Source organism: Cribrihabitans marinus (assembly GCF_900109035.1).
Lineage (GTDB): Bacteria > Pseudomonadota > Alphaproteobacteria > Rhodobacterales > Rhodobacteraceae > Cribrihabitans > Cribrihabitans marinus.
Genome location: NZ_FNYD01000005.1, coordinates 43,697 through 61,653, shown reverse-complemented (window position 1 = coordinate 61,653; position 17,957 = coordinate 43,697). Strand labels below are relative to the sequence as shown.

Below are 17,957 nucleotides of genomic sequence, written 5' to 3'. Positions count from 1 at the left end.
CTACGTCTCGGCCACGTCACGCACGACCAGCGCCAGCATCTCGCCGCGCCGGACCATGCCACGGCAGGTATGCGCCAGGACGAAGCCATCGTTGGGAAAGGTCAGGGCCTGCGCCGGGCGCGCGGGCTCGCCGATGAAACGCAGCGTTCCGGCCACGTCACCGGCGCGCACGTCCTGACCGGCGCGGCAGGCCCGGTCGAACAGCCCGTCTGCTGGCGCAAAGAGCGTGTCTTGCGGATCGGCGATCTCGACCATGCGGGGCGCGACCGGTTCGGGGCTGCCGGCCATCATCCCCAGATGCCGCAGGCAGCCCAGCAGCCCGGCCTCGGCCTGGTCGGTGATGCCGGGACCGACCCCGCCGCCGCCACCCAGCTCGGCCGCAATCATCGCCACACCCTGCCGCTCGGCCGCGCCGTTGACCGAGCGGTTGTCGTTATGCGCGCCCAGCCGCCAGACCAGGGGCAGGCCGAAGGCCCGGGCCAGGCCCATGTTGCGGTCAAAATGACCGGCATCTGCCGTATGCGTGACCAGCGCCGAGGGGGCGAAGAACGAGGCCTTGCCGCCCGAATGCAGGTCGATCACGGCATCGCAGCGCGGCATCAGCTCCTGCTCGACGAAATGGGCCAGCATCGCCGTCGGTCCGCCATCGGCATGACCGGGAAAGGCGCGGTTGAGGTTCTGCCCGTCCAGCGGGCTGATGCGTGACGATGCGGCCACTGCCGGGCCGTTGAAGGCCGGCATCAGGATCAGCTGGCCCGACAAGTCCTCGGGCGGCAGCCGCGCCGCCAGCCGCAGGATCGCCGCGGGGCCCTCGAACTCGTCGCCATGGGTGCCGCCGAGGACCAGCAGGACAGGCCCCGCACCGCCCCTGATCGAGATTACCGGGACCGGGTGATAGCCCAGCGGGTTGGAATTGTCCGACCAACGCAGCATCAGATCGCCGATCTGATGCCCGGCACGGTCAAGGTCGATGGTCAGCGACAGGCGGCTTGGGGTCATCGGGAACTATCCTTGCAGAGGGGGGCGGGCCACGCCACAGGCCGCCGATCTCGCGCCGGGCCACGTGGCCGGCAAGCAGCAGCGCCAGCCCCAGCCCGCTGAGCACCGCGCAGGCGATGCCCAGCCAGACACCGATCTCGGAAAAGCCCAGCAGCCCGACGAACACCCAGACGAAAAGCGCCACGCCGAGACCCTGCCGGTAGAGGCTGATCCACACGGTCCAGATCGGCCGCTTGAGCGCCTGCAGAAACGAGTTGATGGCAAACAGCATCATGTAGGCGGGCAGGATGAAGCTCTCGACCCTGAGATAGGCGAGGCCGACCCGCAGGACGTCCGGATCGTCGGTGAACAGGCCCAGCACCGGCCGGCCCAGCAGCCACAGCAGCGGAAAGGCCAGCGCGGTCATGATCGCGCCGACCTTCCAGCAGAAGAACAGCGCATCGCGCACCCGGTCGAAGTCGCGGGCGCCGAAATTCTGCGCGGCGATGGGCAGCAGCGCCTGGGTCACGCCCAGCACCGGAAGCAGCAGGATCTGTTCCAGCCGGATGGCGATGCCGAAGCCTGCGATGGCGTGCTCGCCGAACCCCTTGAGCGCGTATTGCACGACAAAGCCCGACAGGAACATCACCAGCAGCGAGACGGTCACCGGCAGCGCCTGAAGCGTGATCTCTCCCACCGTCGCGGCGCGCGGGCGGAAGTTGCGCGCCCTGAGCCGGGCCATGGTGCGCAGCCGCAGCACCTGGGCGATCATGTAGACCATCACGCCGCCCTGGCTCATCACCGTCGAGGCCGCCAGCCCGTCGAAGCCCAACCCGTTCCAAAGCCCGGGAATGCCGTAGATCATCAGCGGGTTGAGCACGATATTGGCGAAGAAGGCCACCACCAGCGCGCGCTGCATCGAGCGTCCGTCGCCATGCGCCTGCAGGATGCCGTTGCAGGCAAAGGCCAGCAGGAAACCGGGCAGGGCCAGGGACAGGATCAGGTAATAGCGGATGCCGGCGTCGCGATAGGGGCCGGGTTCGGAGACCAGCTCGACGATGCGCGGCGCATACCACGCACCGGCCGCCATCAGCACCAGCGCGGCAATCACGCCGCAGGTCAGGCCCTGCGCCGCCAGCCGGCGGGCTGCGCGCCGGTCCCCTCCGCCGAGGGCGTTGCCGACGATGGCCCCCATCGCCGCGCCCAGGCCCACGCCCGCCGATATGGCGATGTAGAAGGCCTGGAACCCCAGCGCCAGACCGGCCTGCGCGCTGGTCGACAGCAGGCCCGCAAAGAACATGTCGACCACGTTGTAGAGCGTGTTGAACAGCATCCCCACCGCGGCGGGGATCGCCAGCGCGCGGAAGTGGCCGGCAATCGGCCCCTGCGTCAGGTTGCTGTCCACCGGTTGGGTCATTGCGCGACGCTCATGGCCGCTCGGCCTGCACGGTGAGAAAGACGAAGCGTTCCGTCAGCACTTCGACGAACCCGTGGTTCAGCTCGGCATCCACGCTCAGGCTGTCGCCCGCACCGAGGGTGAATTGCTGCTGGCCATAACGATAGACCGCCTCGCCCTCGATCACCTGGATGAACACCACGCCATGCCCGACATAGGTGGGCGGCGGCCCGCCGTCGCGCAGGAGAGTCACCTGGCGGGCCTGGAACCTCAGGTCGCGCCGCGCATGGATGGCCAGATTCACGTATTCGTGCCGGTGTCCGTCCGTCATTCGCGTCGCGCGCAGCCCTTCGCCGTTGCGGACCAGGGTGAAATCGGTGTGCTCGGTCCGCGCCTCGCGGAACAGCGAGACGATGGGAACCTCCAGCGCCTCGGCCAGCGCCGCCAGCGTGCCGATGCTGGGAGAGACCAGCCCGTTCTCGATCCGGCTGATCATCGCCGCCGAGATGCCGGACCGCTCCGCCAGGCGGCGGGCCGACAGCGCGCCCTCGCTGCGCAGCCGCCTGAGCGCGCTGCCGATGGCCTGGTCGATGCGCCTGCCGGGGGGGTCGCCTTGCATCCCGGGGTCAGTCACCGGCGTAGTAGCCGACGATGTCGCCATCGGTGGTCACACCAAGACCGTTCAGCAACCTGTTGGCGTAGTTGAAATATCCGGTGATCTGGTTGATCTCCAGGATCTCGCCGTCGCGCCAGCCCGCGTCACGCAGACCGGCGACATCGGCCTGCGCCATGGTGCCGGGATCCAGCGTCAGCTTTTCGGCATAGCGCAGCGCCGACAACTCGCGCCCGTCGAAGGCGCGCTCCGGCTGGCGGGCGCGCAGCGCGGCCTCGACCGTGTCGGCCCGCGCGTCGTTGCCGATCAGGTGCCGGGCGTTGGCCCAGTGGTTGGCATAGGAATAGGCGCAGTCGTTCAGGGTCGAGACGTAGGAGGCGATCACCTCCTGGAACCAGGTGGGCACGGTGTTGCCCTCGTCATGCAGGCAGGCCCGGTAGAGCACCACATGCCCGGTCATCGTGCTGGGCCGCAGCGAGTGAACCCGCATCACGTTGTCCACGGTTCCATGCGGTGTGCGCGCGAAATCCAGCGCCCGGGCAAGGGGTTCGTCCGCGTCCTCGTCGGATATCATCTCGATCCATGCTGACATTCTGTGCTCCGCCGGTGGCTTGCGATTAATTCTTGGAATCTGCGGCCATGCGCTATGATCTATCATGGACTCGCGGCCGGGATGTTGACTAAAGTGCAATTATTGTGAGCCATGCGCAATCTTTGTGTTGTCGTGGCGGCCGCGGAGCCAAGGGCGCGGCGCACCGGGACAGCGGCGGGGAACCGAGAGGAAGACACCATGTCCGGACAGGGATCGAACCCCGAATGACCCGACCCGACGTGATGATCGAGGCCCAGAACCTCGACAAGTTCTACGGGCCGTTCCATGCGCTCAAGGATGTCTCGATCACCGTCGGCCGCGGCGAGAAGATGGTGATCTGTGGCCCGTCCGGCTCGGGCAAATCGACATTGATCCGCTGTTTCAACGGGCTGGAGTGGCACAATTCCGGGCGCTTGACCGTGGACGGGATCGAGGTCTTCGAAGGCGCGGCCGAGATCCGCACCCTGCGCCAGGAAGTCGGCATGGTGTTCCAGCAGTTCAACCTGTTCCCGCATCTGACGGTGCTGGAGAACCTGACCATCGGCCCGATGAAGGTGCGGGGCCTGACCCGCGCGCAGGCCGAGGAGACCGCGCGCACCTATCTCGACCGGGTGCATATCCCCGAACAGGCCAACAAGTATCCCGCGCAGCTGTCCGGCGGACAGCAGCAGCGGGTGGCCATCGCCCGGTCGCTCTGCATGGAAACCCGGGTGATGCTGTTCGACGAGCCGACCTCGGCGCTGGATCCGGAAATGATCAACGAGGTTCTGGACGTGATGGTCGAACTGGCCGGAACTGGCATGACCATGGTGGTGGTGACGCACGAGATGGGCTTTGCCCGCAAGGTGGCCGACACGATGGTGTTCATGGAGGCGGGGCGGATCGTCGAGGTCTCGCCGCCCGACACGTTCTTCACCAACCCGTCCAGCGAACGGTGCCGCCTGTTCCTCGACCAGATCCTGGATCACTGAGATGACCGCGCGGGCCGAGCCGGACCTGAAGGGCCAGCCGCTGCCGCGGCCGCCGGCGTTCCAGCGGGTGCTGAACTCGGTGCCTGTGGCGGTGGGGCTCTATGCCGTGGTGATGGCGCTGATCGTCTACGGCTCTTACGTCGGCGCGCAGAACATGGGCTACAACTGGCAATGGTACCGGGTGCCGCAATTCATCTATTCCCGCACCGCGGACGGGTTCCAGTGGGGCGAGATTGCGCTCGGACTGGTCGAGACTGTGCGGATCTCGCTTTTGTCCTTTTCGCTGGCCACGCTGCTGGGCCTTCTGGTGGCGTTGCTGCGCCTGTCGGGGCTGGTGGTCGGCACGGCGGTGGCGGTGGGCTTCCTGGAACTGATCCGCAACATCCCGCTGCTGGTGCTGCTCTACCTGTTCTACTACGTGCTGGGGCCGATCTTCGGGATGGACCGCTACACCGCCAGCGTCCTGACCCTCGCGGTGTTCCATTCCGCGCTGATCTCGGAGATCCTGCGCGCCGGGATCAACGCGGTGGCCACCGGCCAGTGGGAGGCCGCGAAATCCATCGGCATGACGCCGTATCAGACCTATCGCTACATCATCCTGCCGCAATCGGTGCGCTTCATGCTGCCGCCGATGACCGGCGAGATGGTGCACCTGATCAAGTCCTCGGCCATCGTCAGCGTGATCGCCGTGGCCGAACTGACCACGGTGGGCCGCAATATCATCTCGGACACCTACATGAGCTTCGAGATCTGGTTCACCATCGCCGCCGTCTACATGGCGCTGACCCTGCTTCTGTCCATCGGCGTGTCATATCTGGAGCGGAGATATGCCGTCGATCAATGAAAAAACCCAATCCGTTCATCCAGTCAGGAGGTAAGTCATGAAATTCACCCGCAGAATGCTGGGCGCGGCGCTGGCCGCCACGGCCGCCGCGTCGCTGGCGCTGCCGGCGTCAGCGCAGACCGCGACGCAATCGCTCAGCCGCGAAAGCGTGATCGAGACCATCAAGGAAGAGGGCGTGATCCGCATCGGCCTGTCGCTCTTCGTGCCGTGGTCGATGCGCGACAAGAACGGCGACCTGATCGGCTTCGAGCTGGACGTGGGCCGCAAGCTGGCCGAGGACATGGGCGTCGAGGTCGAGTTCGTGCCCACCGCCTGGGACGGCATCATCCCGGCGCTGGTCTCGGGCAATTTCGACGTCATCATCTCGGGCATGTCGGTGACGCCGCAGCGTAACCTGACGGTCAACTTCTCGGATGTCTACGCCTATTCCGGCCACGCGATCCTGGCCAACACGGCGATGACCGAGGGTTTCAGCTTCGAGGATTTCAACTCGCCCGATGTCACCTTTTCGGCGCGGCGCGGGGCGACCCCGGCCACGGTGATCGCCGAAACCTTCCCCGAGGCGCAATTGCTGCTCTTCGACGAGGACGGCGCCGCCACGCAGGAGGTGCTGAACGGGAACGCGCATGCCACGATGGCCTCGCAGCCCAGCCCGAACCGCGATGCGGCGCGTAACCCGGATGTGGTCTACGTTTTCCCCAGCGATCTCATAAACCCCGCCGGCGAGGCCTTCGCGCTGCGCAAGGGCGACGCGGATGCCCTCAACTTCTTCAACAACTGGATCGCGCAGCAATGGCGCAACGGCTGGCTGCAGGAGCGCCATGACTACTGGTTCAAGACCGAGGAGTGGGCCGACCAGGTCGCCCAGTAACTCCGACGATACCAGGACCGGGGCCCGCGCGGGTCCCGGCCGAACCCGGCAGGAGGTGACGTGCTCAAGAAACTGCGCTGGCCCGACTATCTGATCCTGGCGGTTCTGGCCGGGTTCTTCGGCTATGTCTGGTACACGATCGAGGGCACGCTGAACTACAAGTGGCGGTGGGAGCTGATCCCCAGCTACATCGTCGGCTGGCATTCGGGGCGCGAGGAGTATTTCGCCAACATCCTGCTGCAGGGTCTGGCCGCCACCATCCGGATCAGCATCTATGCCAGCATCCTGGCGCTGATCTTCGGCACTGTACTGGGCATCGCCCGGTGCTCGACCAACCTGACGGTGCGGATGCTGGCGCGCACCTACCTGGAATGCCTGCGCAACGTGCCGCCCGTGGTGGTGGTGTTCATCTTCTTCTTCTTCCTGTCGCAGCAGTTGATCGACGCGCTGAACCTCGACCGCTGGGCGCGGGGCATCGCGCGGGCCGAGAACAACGGCGTCTGGGAATTCTTATTCGGCGAGATGCGCCGCTTTCCCTCGCTCGTCTCGGGGGTGATCGTGCTGGCGCTGTTCGAAAGCGCCTTCGTGGGCGAAATCGTGCGCGCCGGCATCCAGTCGATCCCGCGCGGCCAGCGCGAGGCGGCGCGGTCGATCGGCATGAGCCGGTGGCAGGAGATGCGCTATATCGTGCTGCCGCAGGCGATGAAAAAGGTGGTGCCGCCGCTGGCCAACCAGTTCATCTCGCTGATCAAGGACAGCTCGATCATCTCGCTGATCTCGGTGCAGGAACTGACCTACAAGACGGTGGAGCTGGTCGCCTCCAGCCGGATGATCTTCGAGGCCTGGATCACCACGGCAGCCTTCTATTTCGTGGTCTGTTTCAGCCTGTCGCGGCTGTTCGCGCGGCTGGAGCGCAAGCGGCGCTGACCTCTCGTCACGCGCGGATCTGCACCATGCCGTCGCGGACGCGGGTTTCGAACAGCTTCATCGGCCGCGTGGCCGGGGCGCTGACGGGCCGGCCGTCGCGCACGTCGAAGGCGCCCTGATGCAGGGGGCATTCGATGACATGGCCATCGAAAAACCCGTCGCACAGGTCCGCGCCGCCGTGGTTGCACAGCGCCAGCGAGACATGGATCCCCGTGGGCGTGTCGTAGACCGCCAGCGACCGTGCGCCCAGATCGACCCGCGTGACCCAGCCGCGCTCAAGCTCGGCCACTGCGACCAGATCCCGCCAGGGACGCGCCGTTGCGCTCATGCGGTGTCCCTGCGGTCGAAAAGCTGCCGCAGGATGTCGCGATGCGCGCCCAGGTATCCGCCGGGTTCCACGTGGATGTGATCCTTGAGCCGTTCGTGCAGCCGGGGCAGGGCGTGGAAGGGCACCGAGGCGACATAATGGTGCTCGGCATGGTAGTTCATGTTCCAGCACAGGAACCGCCAGGGCCAGGACACCAGGCTGGTGCGGGTGTTCTCGTGCATCTGCGCGACGGTGGGGCGGCCCACATGCTCGGTCATGCGGATGGCGCGCATCACCGGCTCGCCCAGCGCCAGCGGGACCAGCCAGAACCACAGCAGGCCCCACCACCCGGTCGCGGCCATGCCCAGGAAGAGCGCGGCATAGATCGACAGCATCACCCGCGCATCGCGGCGCACGGCATCATGTTCCACCTTCGGGATGAACCGCTGCTCTGCGGGGCTGAGGCGTCCGGCGGCATGGCGCAGAAGTTCGGTCAGCTTGGTCCTCCAATAGGGGATGGCCGACAGATACCACAGGTAGTCGGCCAGCGATGCCGGCATCCCGATCATCTCGGGATCCTCGCCGGTCAGCTGGGTATAGGTGTGGTGGTCGCAATGCTCGTAGCGGAAGAACCGGTGCGGCAGGATGATGATCAGCCCGCAGATCTGGCCCACCAGATCGTTCAGCCAGCGGGTGCGGAACACGGTGTAATGCACGCATTCATGCTGCAGCGAGAAATGGTGCACCAGGACGATGCCATGCAGGAACATCGCCGGCCAGATCAGCCAGCTGTTCCAGCTGAGCGCGATCAGGGTCGTTGTGCCCGCCAGCACCAGCAGCCAGAGCGCCAGCCGGCGTAAGGCCGGCCTGTCCGAGCGGGCCATCAGCGCGCGCAGCTCGGCGCGCGACAGCTTTCCCTCGGCCAGTGCCTGGGTCAGGGGCGTGACAACGGTCTTGGTCATGAAGGTCTCTTGTGTCTTGCCGGCGCGGGGCTGCGTTTGTCCCTGCTTGGCCGGCGCCGGAGACGGGAGTGCTCCGCACCATGAGGCCGTCGACGAATTCGGCCCCATTGGACACAGACTAGCGCATCCCGACGTTTCTCATCAAGAGGGCGGGCCCAGCCCGATCCGCCGGTCGGGCGCCTCGAACAGCGCGGCGATACCGGGATAGCCGTCCAGGATGTCCTGCCCGCCGGGCAACCGGTCGAGATGGAAGGCGCCGTCGCGCCAGACCTCGACACCGTCGATCTCGATCGTCGGGTCGATGACGTTCCACGAGATCTCGCCCGGCGCGTAGGTGCCGCAGGTGTGGAAATGCAGGATGCGCGGATTGCCGAAGGCGGCACCGCCCCAGCGTTCGTAATTCCCGCGCATCGGCCAGGGAAAACCGCAGCCGGGATGGATGCCGGCATGCCAGGAATGCACCGCGTCGCGGTCAATGTCGAACAGGTGCGAGACGCGATCATAATGCGCGTTTGCCCGGGCCACGTCCGCCTCGGACCCTTCGAAGCCGGTGAGCCGCCCCTCTCGCATCAAGGCCGCGACCGGGCCGTCGAACTCGACCGTGTAGTTTTCATAGTAGCGCGAGCCGGTGCCGGTCAGGAAGCCGGGCAGGGCGACCCGGCCGGAGAAACTGTGCGCGGGCACCGGCGTGTGGATCGACAGCGGAAAGCGGGTGACGGTGGTGTCCCCCGACGGATCCAGGTCCATCTCGGGGCGGCCCGACACCTCCGTGCCGGCGGGGCAGGTCAGGCGGACATGGCGGGCCGTGGCCAGCGCCATGTTGATCCGGTCCTTGATATCCTCCAGGCCGGCATGGTGCGCCTTGGCGAAGCCCGAGCCGAACAGTTCCGGGTTGAGCGCGAAGCTGACGATGATGCGCTTGTCGGGCGGCATGTCGCGGAACCGCAGCTGATCGCCCAGCCGGGCAAGGAAGATCACGATGTCGGCGGCATCCATCTCGCCACGCAGGCGGTCGTCCAGATGCGGGCGGTCAGGCGAGAATCCGACGTCGCGCAGGGTCACGCTCAGCCCCAGCGCCTTGGCCTCGCTGGCGACGCATTCGGCGGCGCCGGGATCGAAATAGCCGAATTCCGGCGGCTCGTAGGCGATCAGAAGATGTTCGCCCTTCTGCGCGCCCGCGCAGTTGAGCAACAGGTTCCTGGCGCCGTGTCTTGGCGAAATCGTGTGCATCCCATGCTCCGGCCGAGACGGGTTCCCCAGAGCCCGCGCGCTCAGGCTACCGCGCCAGGCGCGGTGCGATCCATTTGAAAACCGTAATGCTTGTCATTAGGCTGGCTTATGTGATCCTGAACCTGCCATATTCCGCGCTGCGGGCGTTCGAGGCGGTGGTGCGCCAATCCGGCTTCTCGGCCGCCGCCGACGAGCTGGGCGTGAGCCAGAGCGCGGTGAGCCAGCACGTCAAGGCGCTGGAGGAATGGCTGGGCCAGGATCTGCTGGTGCGCGGCGCAAGGGCCTCGGTGCCGACGCCCGATGGGGCACGGCTGGCCCGCGCCATTGCCGAGGGGCTGGGGCGGATTTCAGATGTCTGTGCCGATCTGCGGGACCGCGGCCGCACCGACAAGACACTGGTGATAAGCTGCCTGCCCGGGTTCGCCTTCATCTGGCTGTTCCCGCGCCTGATGCGCTTCGACCTGGCACATCCCGACATGGCGATCTCGATCGTCACCGACAACGGGCGCAAGCCGTCCGGCGGGGCCGAGGCCGACGTGGGCATCCGCTACGGTCTCGGGGACTATCCCGGGCTGGAGGTCGAGCGGCTGATGGGCGAGCGGTTGTTTCCGGTCTGCGCGCCAGCGCTGGTGTCCGGGCAGCCGCCATTGCGGGCCCTGGGCGATCTTGCACTACACACACGGCTCGAGGATGAGACGCTGGATTTCGGCGCGGCCAGCCCGACCTGGGACTTCTGGGCGCGGACCTGCGGCGTGACGCTTCCGCCGGCGCGGCGCACGCGGCGGTTCGGCCAGACCAACATGGTCGTGCAGGCGGCGATCGAGGGGGTCGGTGTGGCGCTTGGGCGCGAGCCGCTGGTGATCGACGCGCTGCACGATGGGCGGCTTGTGCGGCCTCTCGACGGGATCGCGCCGTCGCCGCTGTCCTACTGGTTGGTCTGCGGGCCGGAAATGCGGCGGTCCGGCAAGGTTGCGGTCTTTCTGGACTGGCTGCGCGCCGAGGTTGCCGCGCAGCCGGACCTGGCCGGTGTCGGGCACGGGGGCGATTAGTCCGCCTAATGCCCATCATTACGATTCCGCGATAGCCGGCGGGCCGGATCTGCCGCATACTCCGCCGGGAAGAACCGCAGGGGATGACCGGATGTTTCTGAGAAACTGTTGGTACGTGGCCGGTTGGAGCCGCGATTTCGACCGCAGCCTGAAGGCCGAGACCTTCCTGGGCGAGGAGATCGTGATCTACCGCCGCGAGGACGGCGCGCCGGTCGCGCTGGAGGATGCCTGCCCCCATCGCAAGCTGCCCCTGTCCCAGGGCAACCTGAAGGGCGACACCGTCGAATGCGGCTATCACGGGCTGACCTTCGATTGCACCGGCGCCTGCGTCGCCGCGCCGACCCAGCCCGGCTCGGTCCCGCGCCGGGCGGTGGTGAAATCCTATCCCGTGGTCGACCGCTATCGCCTGTTGTGGATCTGGATGGGAGACCCGGCGCGGGCCGATCCCGACCTGATCTTTCCCATCGAGAATTTCGACAATCCCGACTGGGGCCTGACCGATGGCGGCGTGCTGGACATCGACTGCAACTACCTGTGGGTCTGCGACAACCTGCTGGATCCCAGCCATGTCGCCTGGGTGCATGTCACCTCATTCGCCGGCGCCGGCACGGACGACCAGCCGCTCGACCTGAAACGCACGGATCGCGGTGTGATCGTCTCGCGCTGGATCTTCGACCAGCCGCCGTCGCCCTACTACGCGAACCTGCTGCCCTTCCCGGGCAATTGCGACCGGCTCCAGCATTACGAGATGTGCCTGCCCGCCATCGCGCTCAACATGTCGGTCTACACGCCGGTCGGCACCGGCGGCTATGACCGGCCGCAGGTGCCCGAGACCTATGTGAACATCTCCTACAACTTCATGACGCCCATCGACGCGGACCGGACGCGCTATTTCTGGTTCCAGCACCGCAACACCGACCCGGAGAACCGCGAGGTGTCGGAAGTCATGAACAAGGGCGCGCGCATGGCCTTCGAAGAGGACCGAGCAGTGCTGGAGAAGGTTCACAAGGGCATGAAGACCCCGGCCACGCCCCATATCGACCTGGGCCTGGATGCCGGCGCCAAGCAGTTCCGCCTGATGCTGGAGCGCGCCATCGCCGCCGAGGGGCAGGGCGCCCCGGCCACCGAACCGGCCTGAACGCGGATCACGCGCGCCGGCGCGCGTCCTGCGTGGTCAATGCGGCGCGGAACCTGTCGCTGCCCCAGCCCTCGGTTACCGCCGCCTTCAACAGGGCCTGCTGCGTCTGCGGCGCCAGCCCGTCGGTCGGCGGGTCGGTGTCGAGATTGGTGGGAAAGGAATAGCCCTCGGCCGTGGCCGCGATTGCGGCGTCGAGTTCGGGCTCGCTCAACTCGCCCCGGTCCCAGGCGCGCTGCAGCGGGGCGAACACCGCCGCGCACATGGCCGTGCGGTCCACAGCCTCCATCGCGCGACCGAAGGCCGAGGAGACCTGCAACAGGTTGACCATGCGGTGGATGTCGGCGCTGCTGTTGGCCCCGGCGGCGTGAAACAGCGCCGGGTTGAAAAACAGGGCGTCACCCTTGTCCAGGGGCAGTTGCACGTGGTGGCGTTCGAAGAGGTCGCGGAAATCCTCGCGCCGCCAGGCGGCATATCCCGGGCGGTAGAGCTGCGAGAAGGGCAGCAGCTTGGTCGGCCCGCTTTTGACGGGCATGTTGCAATGGGCAATGCCGCCCTGCAGGGTCATCAGCGGTGACAGGTCGTGCACATGGGCGGGGTAGGTGGCGCTGACCTCGGCGGTCTGGAACCCCAGGTGATAGTCGCGATGCGCCTGCTGTGCCTGTCCGCCGGGATGCACCAGGTTGATCTGCGCCGTCATCTGGTAGTTCGGGCCGAGCCACGCCTCGCAGACCGCGTCGATGGCGGGGTTGGCGAAATAACCCAGGAACACCTCGGGCGCGGCGAGGCACAGCTTTTGCAGCGAATTCCAGATCCGGTCGTTGCTGCCGGCGGCGGCGAAATGGTCGGCGCCCGGGGCATCGCTGCGCCGGGCCTCGTCGATGAGGCGATCATAAACCTCGGTGGCCGCGTCCAGCGCTGCGGTGTCGGCATAGGCCGCGGCCAGCACCAGGACCCCCGGGCCGTCCTTCAGCACCCGCGCCCATTCCGCCATCAGATCCCGCCTGCGGGCCGGCACGTCCAGCACGTCGCGCAGCCCGGTCATGTCGTAGACGGGGATGTTGGCCCGCAGGGCCGAGGCGTTTGGCGCGTCCTCGCGTGACAGGCTGCGCTGCACCAGATCGGCGAATTTCAGCGGGTCGCAATCCGCCTGCGAATAGTAGGCCGGCCGCCGGGTCATCGCGCGTCGCGCTCGGCGATCCAGCTGTGGGCGGGATCGTTCTGGAACCGCCATTTCCGCAATGGCCCGGCCATCACGTTGAGATAATACATCTCATAGCCATAAGGCGCGCCGCACGGGTGGTGTCCGCGTGGCACCAGCACGACATCGCCGTCCTGAACCGCCATCGTCTCGTCCAGCGCCCCGTCCTCGGTATAGACCCGCTGAATGCCGAAGCCCTGCGCCGGGTTCAGCCGGTGGTAATAGGTCTCCTCCAGGTAGGTCATCCGAGGAAAGTCGTCCTCGTCATGGCGGTGGCTGGGATAGGAGGACCAGTTGCCCGGCGGTGTGAACACCTCGGTCACCAGCAGGCTGCCGGCGACGTCACGGTCCTCCATCGCGATATTGTTGATATGGCGCAGGTTCTGCCCGGTGCCGCGCGGGGTCAGCTGGATGCCCTCGGGGCCGAGGTGGCGGGCCGGGTGGACGCCACGCGCCGGCGCTGTGCAGACGGCCAGGGTGCAATCGGTGGTGGCCGTGGCTGTCCAGTCCGCCTGTCCCGGCACATAGAGGCAATGCGGCGCGGTCTTTTCGAACACCGACATCCGCGCCCCCATCTCGCCGAAGGCCTCTCCGGCGGCAGTGATCCGGGCCTTGCCCTCGACCAGAACCAGGATCGCCTCGCGCTCCGCCGTTGCCTCGGCCGCAGTCTCGCCCGGTGCCAGGTGGTAGAGGCCGAAGCCCACATAGCCCCAACCGGCACTCTCGGGCGTGATGTCATGCACCTTGCCCGAGGTGCCGCCGGGCTTGACCAGAAGCTCGCTCATACGGTTCCGCCCAGGGCATCGTCCAGCTGCGCCAGCTCCTGCCCGCCGGCCATCATGTCCTGCAACTCGTCGGGGGTGATCTGGCCGCGCTGGGCGGTGCCCAGGGTCTTGCCGCGGTTGAGCACGGTGAACCGGTCGCCCACGGCAAGCGCGTGGCGCACGTTGTGGGTGATGAACACCACCGCCACGCCCTGCTTGCGCACCTTGTCGATCGTGGCCAGCACGTTCGAGGTCTGCCGCACGCCCAGGGCCGAGGTCGGCTCGTCCAGGATCAGCACCTTGGCGCCGAAATGCACTGCGCGCGATATGGCGACGGTCTGCCGCTCGCCGCCCGAGAGGGTGCCTACGGCCTGATCCGGCCCGCGCAGGTTGATGCCCATCTTGCGCATCTCCTCCATGGTGATGCGGTCGGCCTTCTCGCGGTCGAAGAAATTGATGCCGGCGATCTTCTTCACGGGCTCGTTGCCCATGAAGAAGTTGCGGCTGACCGACATCAGCGGGATCATCGCCAGATGCTGGTGGACGGTGGCGATTCCGGCATCCATCGCGTCGCGCGGGTCGTCGAAATGCATCGGCTTGCCGTCGAAGATGATTTCGCCCTTGGTCGGCTTGTGGACGCCGGACATGGTCTTGATGAAGGTGGACTTCCCGGCGCCGTTGTCGCCCAGCAGGCAATGGCATTCGCCGGGAAAGATGTCGATCGAGACACCGGCCAGCGCGATCACCGCGCCGAAATGCTTTTCGATGTCCTTCATCTGGATGATCGGGGCGTGCTCGCTGCGCGTGTTCATCTCAACGTTCTCCCGTGATCATGCGGCGGATATAGGTGTTCAGGATGACCGCCCCCAGCAGGATGACGCCCAGAAAGACCCGGAACAACGAGCTTTCGACACCGGCAAAGAACAGGCCCTGCTGGACCACGCCGAAGATCAGCGCGCCGAGCGCCGCACCGATCACCGAGCCGTAGCCGCCGGTCAGCAGCGCGCCGCCGATGACCACCGCGATGATGGCCTCGAACTCCTTGAGCAGACCGCGGTCGGCGCCGGCGGATCCGAATTCCATCACCTGGCAGGTGGCGAAGACAGTGGCGCAGAAGGCGGTGAACATGAACATCAGGATCTTCACCCGGTTGACCGGCACGCCCGAGTTGCGCGCCGCCTCGGCGTCGCCGCCCGAGGCGAAGATCCAGTTGCCGAACCGGGTACGGGTCAGCAGCACATGGCCGAAGAACACCAGCGCGATGGCCCAGACGATCAGCATCGGGATGCCGTCCACCACCGGTTGGCCGGCGCGGGTGCCGCGTTCGAACGTGGCGATCAGCCCGGCCTCGCCAAGCCACTGGAACAGCCATCCCAGAATCTTGCCGCCGAAGACCGGCGCAAGCCAGTCGCCCTGGGCCGCGTCCGAGATGCCGCCGATGATTGTCTTGCGCTCCAGCGTCTGCGGAAAATAGATGGTGAAGCCGCGCAGGATGAACAGGAAGGCCAGCGTCACGATGAAGCTGGGCAGGCCGGTGCGGATCACGATGAACCCGTTGAGCGCGCCCAGCGCCGTGCAGAGCGTGAAGGTGATGAGAATGGCCATCCACACGGGCCATCCCAGCGTCACCGAGAAGATCGCGATCATCATCCCGGCGAACCCGATCATCGAGCCGACCGACAGGTCGAATTCGCCCGCGATCATCAGCAGGCAGGCGCCCACCGCGATGATCATGAACTGGGCCGAAACGGTGGACCAGTTGAGGACGCCCTGGCTGTTGAACATGCCGCTGTCCAGCGCGGTGAGCAGGAAGAACGTGAAGACAAGGACGGTTCCGCAGATCCCGCCCAGTTCGGGGCGGATCAGCGACTGTCTCAGGCGCGAGATGTCCTTGATGCGTTCATCGGTGGCGGGGGTGGGCTGTGCGCTCTGGCTCATGACCTCATTCCTGTATCGGGCTCTTGGGAAATCAGGACGTGATGCCCGGCCCGCGAACGGGCCGGACAAGTGCGGCTCAGCGGTATTCGCCGGCGTATTTCTCGACCAGGGTCAGCCCGTCAGCGGTGACGAAACCCGGACCCGAGTTGATGTTGTTGCCCGGCAGCACGCCGTAGCGGTGGTAGTTGGCCAGCACCACCACCGGCAGATAGGCCTGCAGGAACGGCTGCTGGTCGATGCCCCAGGCGATCACGCCGTCCTTGATGCCCTGCACGATGTTCTCGCCCAGGTCGAAAGTGCCGAAATAGATCTCGCCGGCCATGCCGTTATCTTCCAGCGCCAGCAGGGTCGGATCGGCCGAGGTCGGCCCCAGCGTCAGGACCGCGTCGGTGTCGGGATTGGCCGAGAGATAGGCCTGCACCTTGTTCTTGATTTCGGCCGGGTCCTGGCCGGAATCGATCATCTGGTTGGCCAGATCGACACCCAGCCCGTCGGCAAAGCCCTGGCAGCGCTCGGTCGAGGAGGGCGACGAGATATAGTGGTTCACGCACAGGAACGATCCCACGCCGTCATCCTTGGCGCGCAGCCCGGCCGCATAGCCGGCATCGTATTCCGGCTGGCCCACATACATCAACGCGCCCACTTCGCGCGCCTGCTCGGGGGTGCCCGAATTCATGATGATCACGTCGATGCCGCTGTCCACGGCCGCGCGGATCGGGCCCGAGAGGACATCGTAATCCGAAAGGGTGGTGATGATGCCGTCGGGCCCGGCGGCGGCGGCCTGCTCGATGATGCGGGCCATGTCGGCCAGGTCGCCGGTCGGCGGATTGCGGTATTCCACCGAGACGTCCATCTGCTCGCCGGCCAGGGCGATGCCGTTCTTGATCGTGTTCCACCAGCTGTCGCTGTCGGGCGCGTGGCTGACCAGAACATAGTTCAGGTCCTGCGCGGTGGCCGTGACCGGCGCCGCGAACACCGCCGCGCCGAGCGCGAGCGATTTGAGTATGGTTTTCATAAGGTCCTCCCAGACAGGTCGATTTCGTGTCGTGATCGGGACGGTTCGCCCGCCTCGCGTGGGGAAGGGAAGCACAAAGGGCAGAAAAATGCAACCGGTTGCAAAAACCGAATTCACTTTTTCGCCGTCCCGCCCTAACGTGACGGGAAAAACAGGAACTTCACCATGCCGGTGACATTGAAAGAGGTTGCGGAACGCGCCGGGGTTTCCCGCTCGGCGGTGTCGCGCACCTTCACCCAGGGCGCGTCGGTCTCGGTCAAGACGCGGCGCAAGGTCGAGAAGGCGGCGGCCGAGCTGGGCTACAGCCCCAACGCGCTGGCCTCGTCGCTGACCACCGGGCGGACCAAGCTGATCGGGCTCATCTCCAACAACTTTCACAACCCGCTGTTTCTGGAGGTGTTCGACCTGTTCACCCGCAGCCTGCAGGACCGGGGCCTGCGGCCGCTGCTGGTCAACCTGACCGACGAGACCGAGCCGTCCAACTCGCTGCGGCTGCTGCGGCAATACTCGGTCGATGGCGTGATCGTGGCCTCCTCGACCCTGTCGCCGGAGTTCTCGCTGGCGTTCCGCGATGCCCGGATCCCCGTGGTGCATTCCTTCGGCCGCTTCGCCAGCGCGCCGCATGTGCATGTCGTCGGCATCGACAACGTGGAGTGCGGACGGATCGCGGCGCGCACGCTGATCGCGCGGGGCTATCGCCGTATCGCCTTCCTGGGCGGCCCGCGCGAGGCGACCTCGACCATCGACCGGCGCAAGGGGTTCTTCGAAGTGGCCCGCGCCACGCCCGGATTGCAGGCCAGCGAAAGCTATGCCACCGCCTATTCCTTCGATGCCGGCCGTGCCGAAATGCTGAGCCTGCTCGACGCGCCGCCGGCCGAGGCGTATTTCTGCGGCGACGACGTCCTGTCGATCGGCGCCCTCAGCGCGATTGCCGATCACGGGCTGCGCGTGCCGGAAGACGTGGGCGTGATCGGCCTGAACGACATGGAAATGGCGCGCTGGGAGAACATCAACCTGACCACGATCCGCCAGCCCATCCGCCAGATCATCGACAGCTCGATCGAGCTGGTCATGGCGATGCTGGAAGATCCCGAGCGTTACCCCGAGGCGCGGCTCTTTTCCTGCCAGATCGTCGAGCGGGGCACGCTGCGCCCGCTGTGATCC

The 17,957-nt window shown here is 66.5% G+C and carries 19 protein-coding genes; 7 read left to right on the top strand and 12 right to left on the bottom strand.

The window, feature by feature from the left end; genetic code table 11:
• From BMX57_RS09570 to BMX57_RS09555, 4 genes are read right to left on the bottom strand one after another with little or no spacing between them, the layout of a single operon-like run.
• On the bottom strand, positions 1-999 hold the full coding sequence (locus BMX57_RS09570; RefSeq protein WP_092365753.1) for a succinylglutamate desuccinylase/aspartoacylase family protein: 999 nt from the start codon (positions 997-999) through the stop codon (positions 1-3).
• Positions 962-2,395: an MATE family efflux transporter gene (locus BMX57_RS09565; RefSeq protein ID WP_092365750.1), complete on the bottom strand. Its 1,434-nt coding sequence runs from the start codon at positions 2,393-2,395 to the stop codon at positions 962-964. The genes BMX57_RS09570 and BMX57_RS09565 overlap by 38 nt, the downstream gene beginning before the upstream one ends.
• A gap of 10 nt (positions 2,396-2,405) precedes the next feature.
• Positions 2,406-2,993: a helix-turn-helix transcriptional regulator gene (locus BMX57_RS09560; RefSeq protein ID WP_092365747.1), complete on the bottom strand. Its 588-nt coding sequence runs from the start codon at positions 2,991-2,993 to the stop codon at positions 2,406-2,408.
• Positions 2,994-3,000: 7 nt separating this feature from the next.
• Entirely contained in the window at positions 3,001-3,579 is a 579-nt protein-coding gene (locus BMX57_RS09555) for a carboxymuconolactone decarboxylase family protein (RefSeq protein ID WP_092365744.1), read from the bottom strand.
• A 224-nt stretch (positions 3,580-3,803) separates the two neighbouring features.
• Here BMX57_RS09555 and BMX57_RS09550 point away from each other — a divergent pair, with 224 nt between their 5' ends.
• The 4 genes from BMX57_RS09550 to BMX57_RS09535 are packed head-to-tail and all read left to right on the top strand — an operon-like array spanning position 3,804 to position 7,192.
• Positions 3,804-4,550 (top strand): amino acid ABC transporter ATP-binding protein, encoded by a 747-nt coding sequence (locus tag BMX57_RS09550; protein ID WP_092365741.1) that lies wholly within the window; start codon positions 3,804-3,806, stop codon positions 4,548-4,550.
• A 1-nt stretch (position 4,551) separates the two neighbouring features.
• Positions 4,552-5,394: an amino acid ABC transporter permease gene (locus tag BMX57_RS09545; RefSeq protein WP_092365738.1), complete on the top strand. Its 843-nt coding sequence runs from the start codon at positions 4,552-4,554 to the stop codon at positions 5,392-5,394.
• 37 nt (positions 5,395-5,431) lie between these two features.
• Positions 5,432-6,265: a transporter substrate-binding domain-containing protein gene (locus BMX57_RS09540; protein WP_092365736.1), complete on the top strand. Its 834-nt coding sequence runs from the start codon at positions 5,432-5,434 to the stop codon at positions 6,263-6,265.
• Between the two features lie 60 nt (positions 6,266-6,325).
• A complete protein-coding gene (locus tag BMX57_RS09535; RefSeq protein ID WP_092365733.1) occupies positions 6,326-7,192 on the top strand; it encodes an amino acid ABC transporter permease in 867 nt (288 codons plus the stop codon).
• Between the two features lie 7 nt (positions 7,193-7,199).
• Here BMX57_RS09535 and BMX57_RS09530 read toward each other — a convergent pair whose 3' ends face one another.
• The 3 genes from BMX57_RS09530 to BMX57_RS09520 form a co-directional block, all read right to left on the bottom strand.
• On the bottom strand, positions 7,200-7,520 hold the full coding sequence (locus BMX57_RS09530; protein ID WP_092365730.1) for a non-heme iron oxygenase ferredoxin subunit: 321 nt from the start codon (positions 7,518-7,520) through the stop codon (positions 7,200-7,202).
• The gene (locus tag BMX57_RS09525; protein ID WP_092365727.1) at positions 7,517-8,461 is read right to left on the bottom strand and encodes a fatty acid desaturase family protein; all 945 of its coding nucleotides are present in this window, start codon (positions 8,459-8,461) and stop codon (positions 7,517-7,519) included. Before BMX57_RS09525 ends, BMX57_RS09530 begins: the two co-directional genes overlap by 4 nt.
• Before the next feature lie 141 nt (positions 8,462-8,602).
• Entirely contained in the window at positions 8,603-9,691 is a 1,089-nt protein-coding gene (locus tag BMX57_RS09520; RefSeq protein WP_092365724.1) for a hypothetical protein, read from the bottom strand.
• 86 nt (positions 9,692-9,777) lie between these two features.
• Here BMX57_RS09520 and BMX57_RS09515 point away from each other — a divergent pair, with 86 nt between their 5' ends.
• Positions 9,778-10,740 carry a LysR substrate-binding domain-containing protein gene (locus BMX57_RS09515; RefSeq protein ID WP_229724230.1) on the top strand — a complete coding sequence of 321 codons (963 nt, stop codon included), beginning with the start codon at positions 9,778-9,780 and terminating at the stop codon, positions 10,738-10,740.
• Positions 10,741-10,831: 91 nt separating this feature from the next.
• Positions 10,832-11,878 carry an aromatic ring-hydroxylating dioxygenase subunit alpha gene (locus BMX57_RS09510; RefSeq protein ID WP_092365721.1) on the top strand — a complete coding sequence of 349 codons (1,047 nt, stop codon included), beginning with the start codon at positions 10,832-10,834 and terminating at the stop codon, positions 11,876-11,878.
• A gap of 7 nt (positions 11,879-11,885) precedes the next feature.
• On the opposite strand, the gene BMX57_RS09505 is transcribed toward BMX57_RS09510, so the two are convergent.
• The 5 genes from BMX57_RS09505 to BMX57_RS09485 all read right to left on the bottom strand — a co-directional run bounded on the left by BMX57_RS09505 (position 11,886) and on the right by BMX57_RS09485 (position 16,793).
• The gene (locus tag BMX57_RS09505) at positions 11,886-13,055 is read right to left on the bottom strand and encodes a phytanoyl-CoA dioxygenase family protein (protein WP_092365718.1); all 1,170 of its coding nucleotides are present in this window, start codon (positions 13,053-13,055) and stop codon (positions 11,886-11,888) included.
• Positions 13,052-13,861 carry a 5-deoxy-glucuronate isomerase gene (gene iolB, locus BMX57_RS09500; protein ID WP_092365715.1) on the bottom strand — a complete coding sequence of 270 codons (810 nt, stop codon included), beginning with the start codon at positions 13,859-13,861 and terminating at the stop codon, positions 13,052-13,054. The genes BMX57_RS09505 and iolB overlap by 4 nt, the downstream gene beginning before the upstream one ends.
• Positions 13,858-14,652 carry an ATP-binding cassette domain-containing protein gene (locus BMX57_RS09495; protein WP_092365712.1) on the bottom strand — a complete coding sequence of 265 codons (795 nt, stop codon included), beginning with the start codon at positions 14,650-14,652 and terminating at the stop codon, positions 13,858-13,860. Before BMX57_RS09495 ends, iolB begins: the two co-directional genes overlap by 4 nt.
• Position 14,653: 1 nt before the next feature.
• The gene (locus tag BMX57_RS09490) at positions 14,654-15,778 is read right to left on the bottom strand and encodes an ABC transporter permease (RefSeq protein ID WP_092365709.1); all 1,125 of its coding nucleotides are present in this window, start codon (positions 15,776-15,778) and stop codon (positions 14,654-14,656) included.
• Between the two features lie 76 nt (positions 15,779-15,854).
• Positions 15,855-16,793, bottom strand: a complete 939-nt coding sequence (locus BMX57_RS09485; RefSeq protein ID WP_092365706.1) for a sugar ABC transporter substrate-binding protein — start codon at positions 16,791-16,793, stop codon at positions 15,855-15,857.
• Between the two features lie 165 nt (positions 16,794-16,958).
• On the opposite strand from BMX57_RS09485, the gene BMX57_RS09480 reads away from it, so the two are divergent.
• Positions 16,959-17,954, top strand: coding sequence for a LacI family DNA-binding transcriptional regulator (locus tag BMX57_RS09480; RefSeq protein WP_092365703.1), 996 nt, complete (start codon positions 16,959-16,961; stop codon positions 17,952-17,954).
• Positions 17,955-17,957 lie beyond the last annotated feature (3 nt).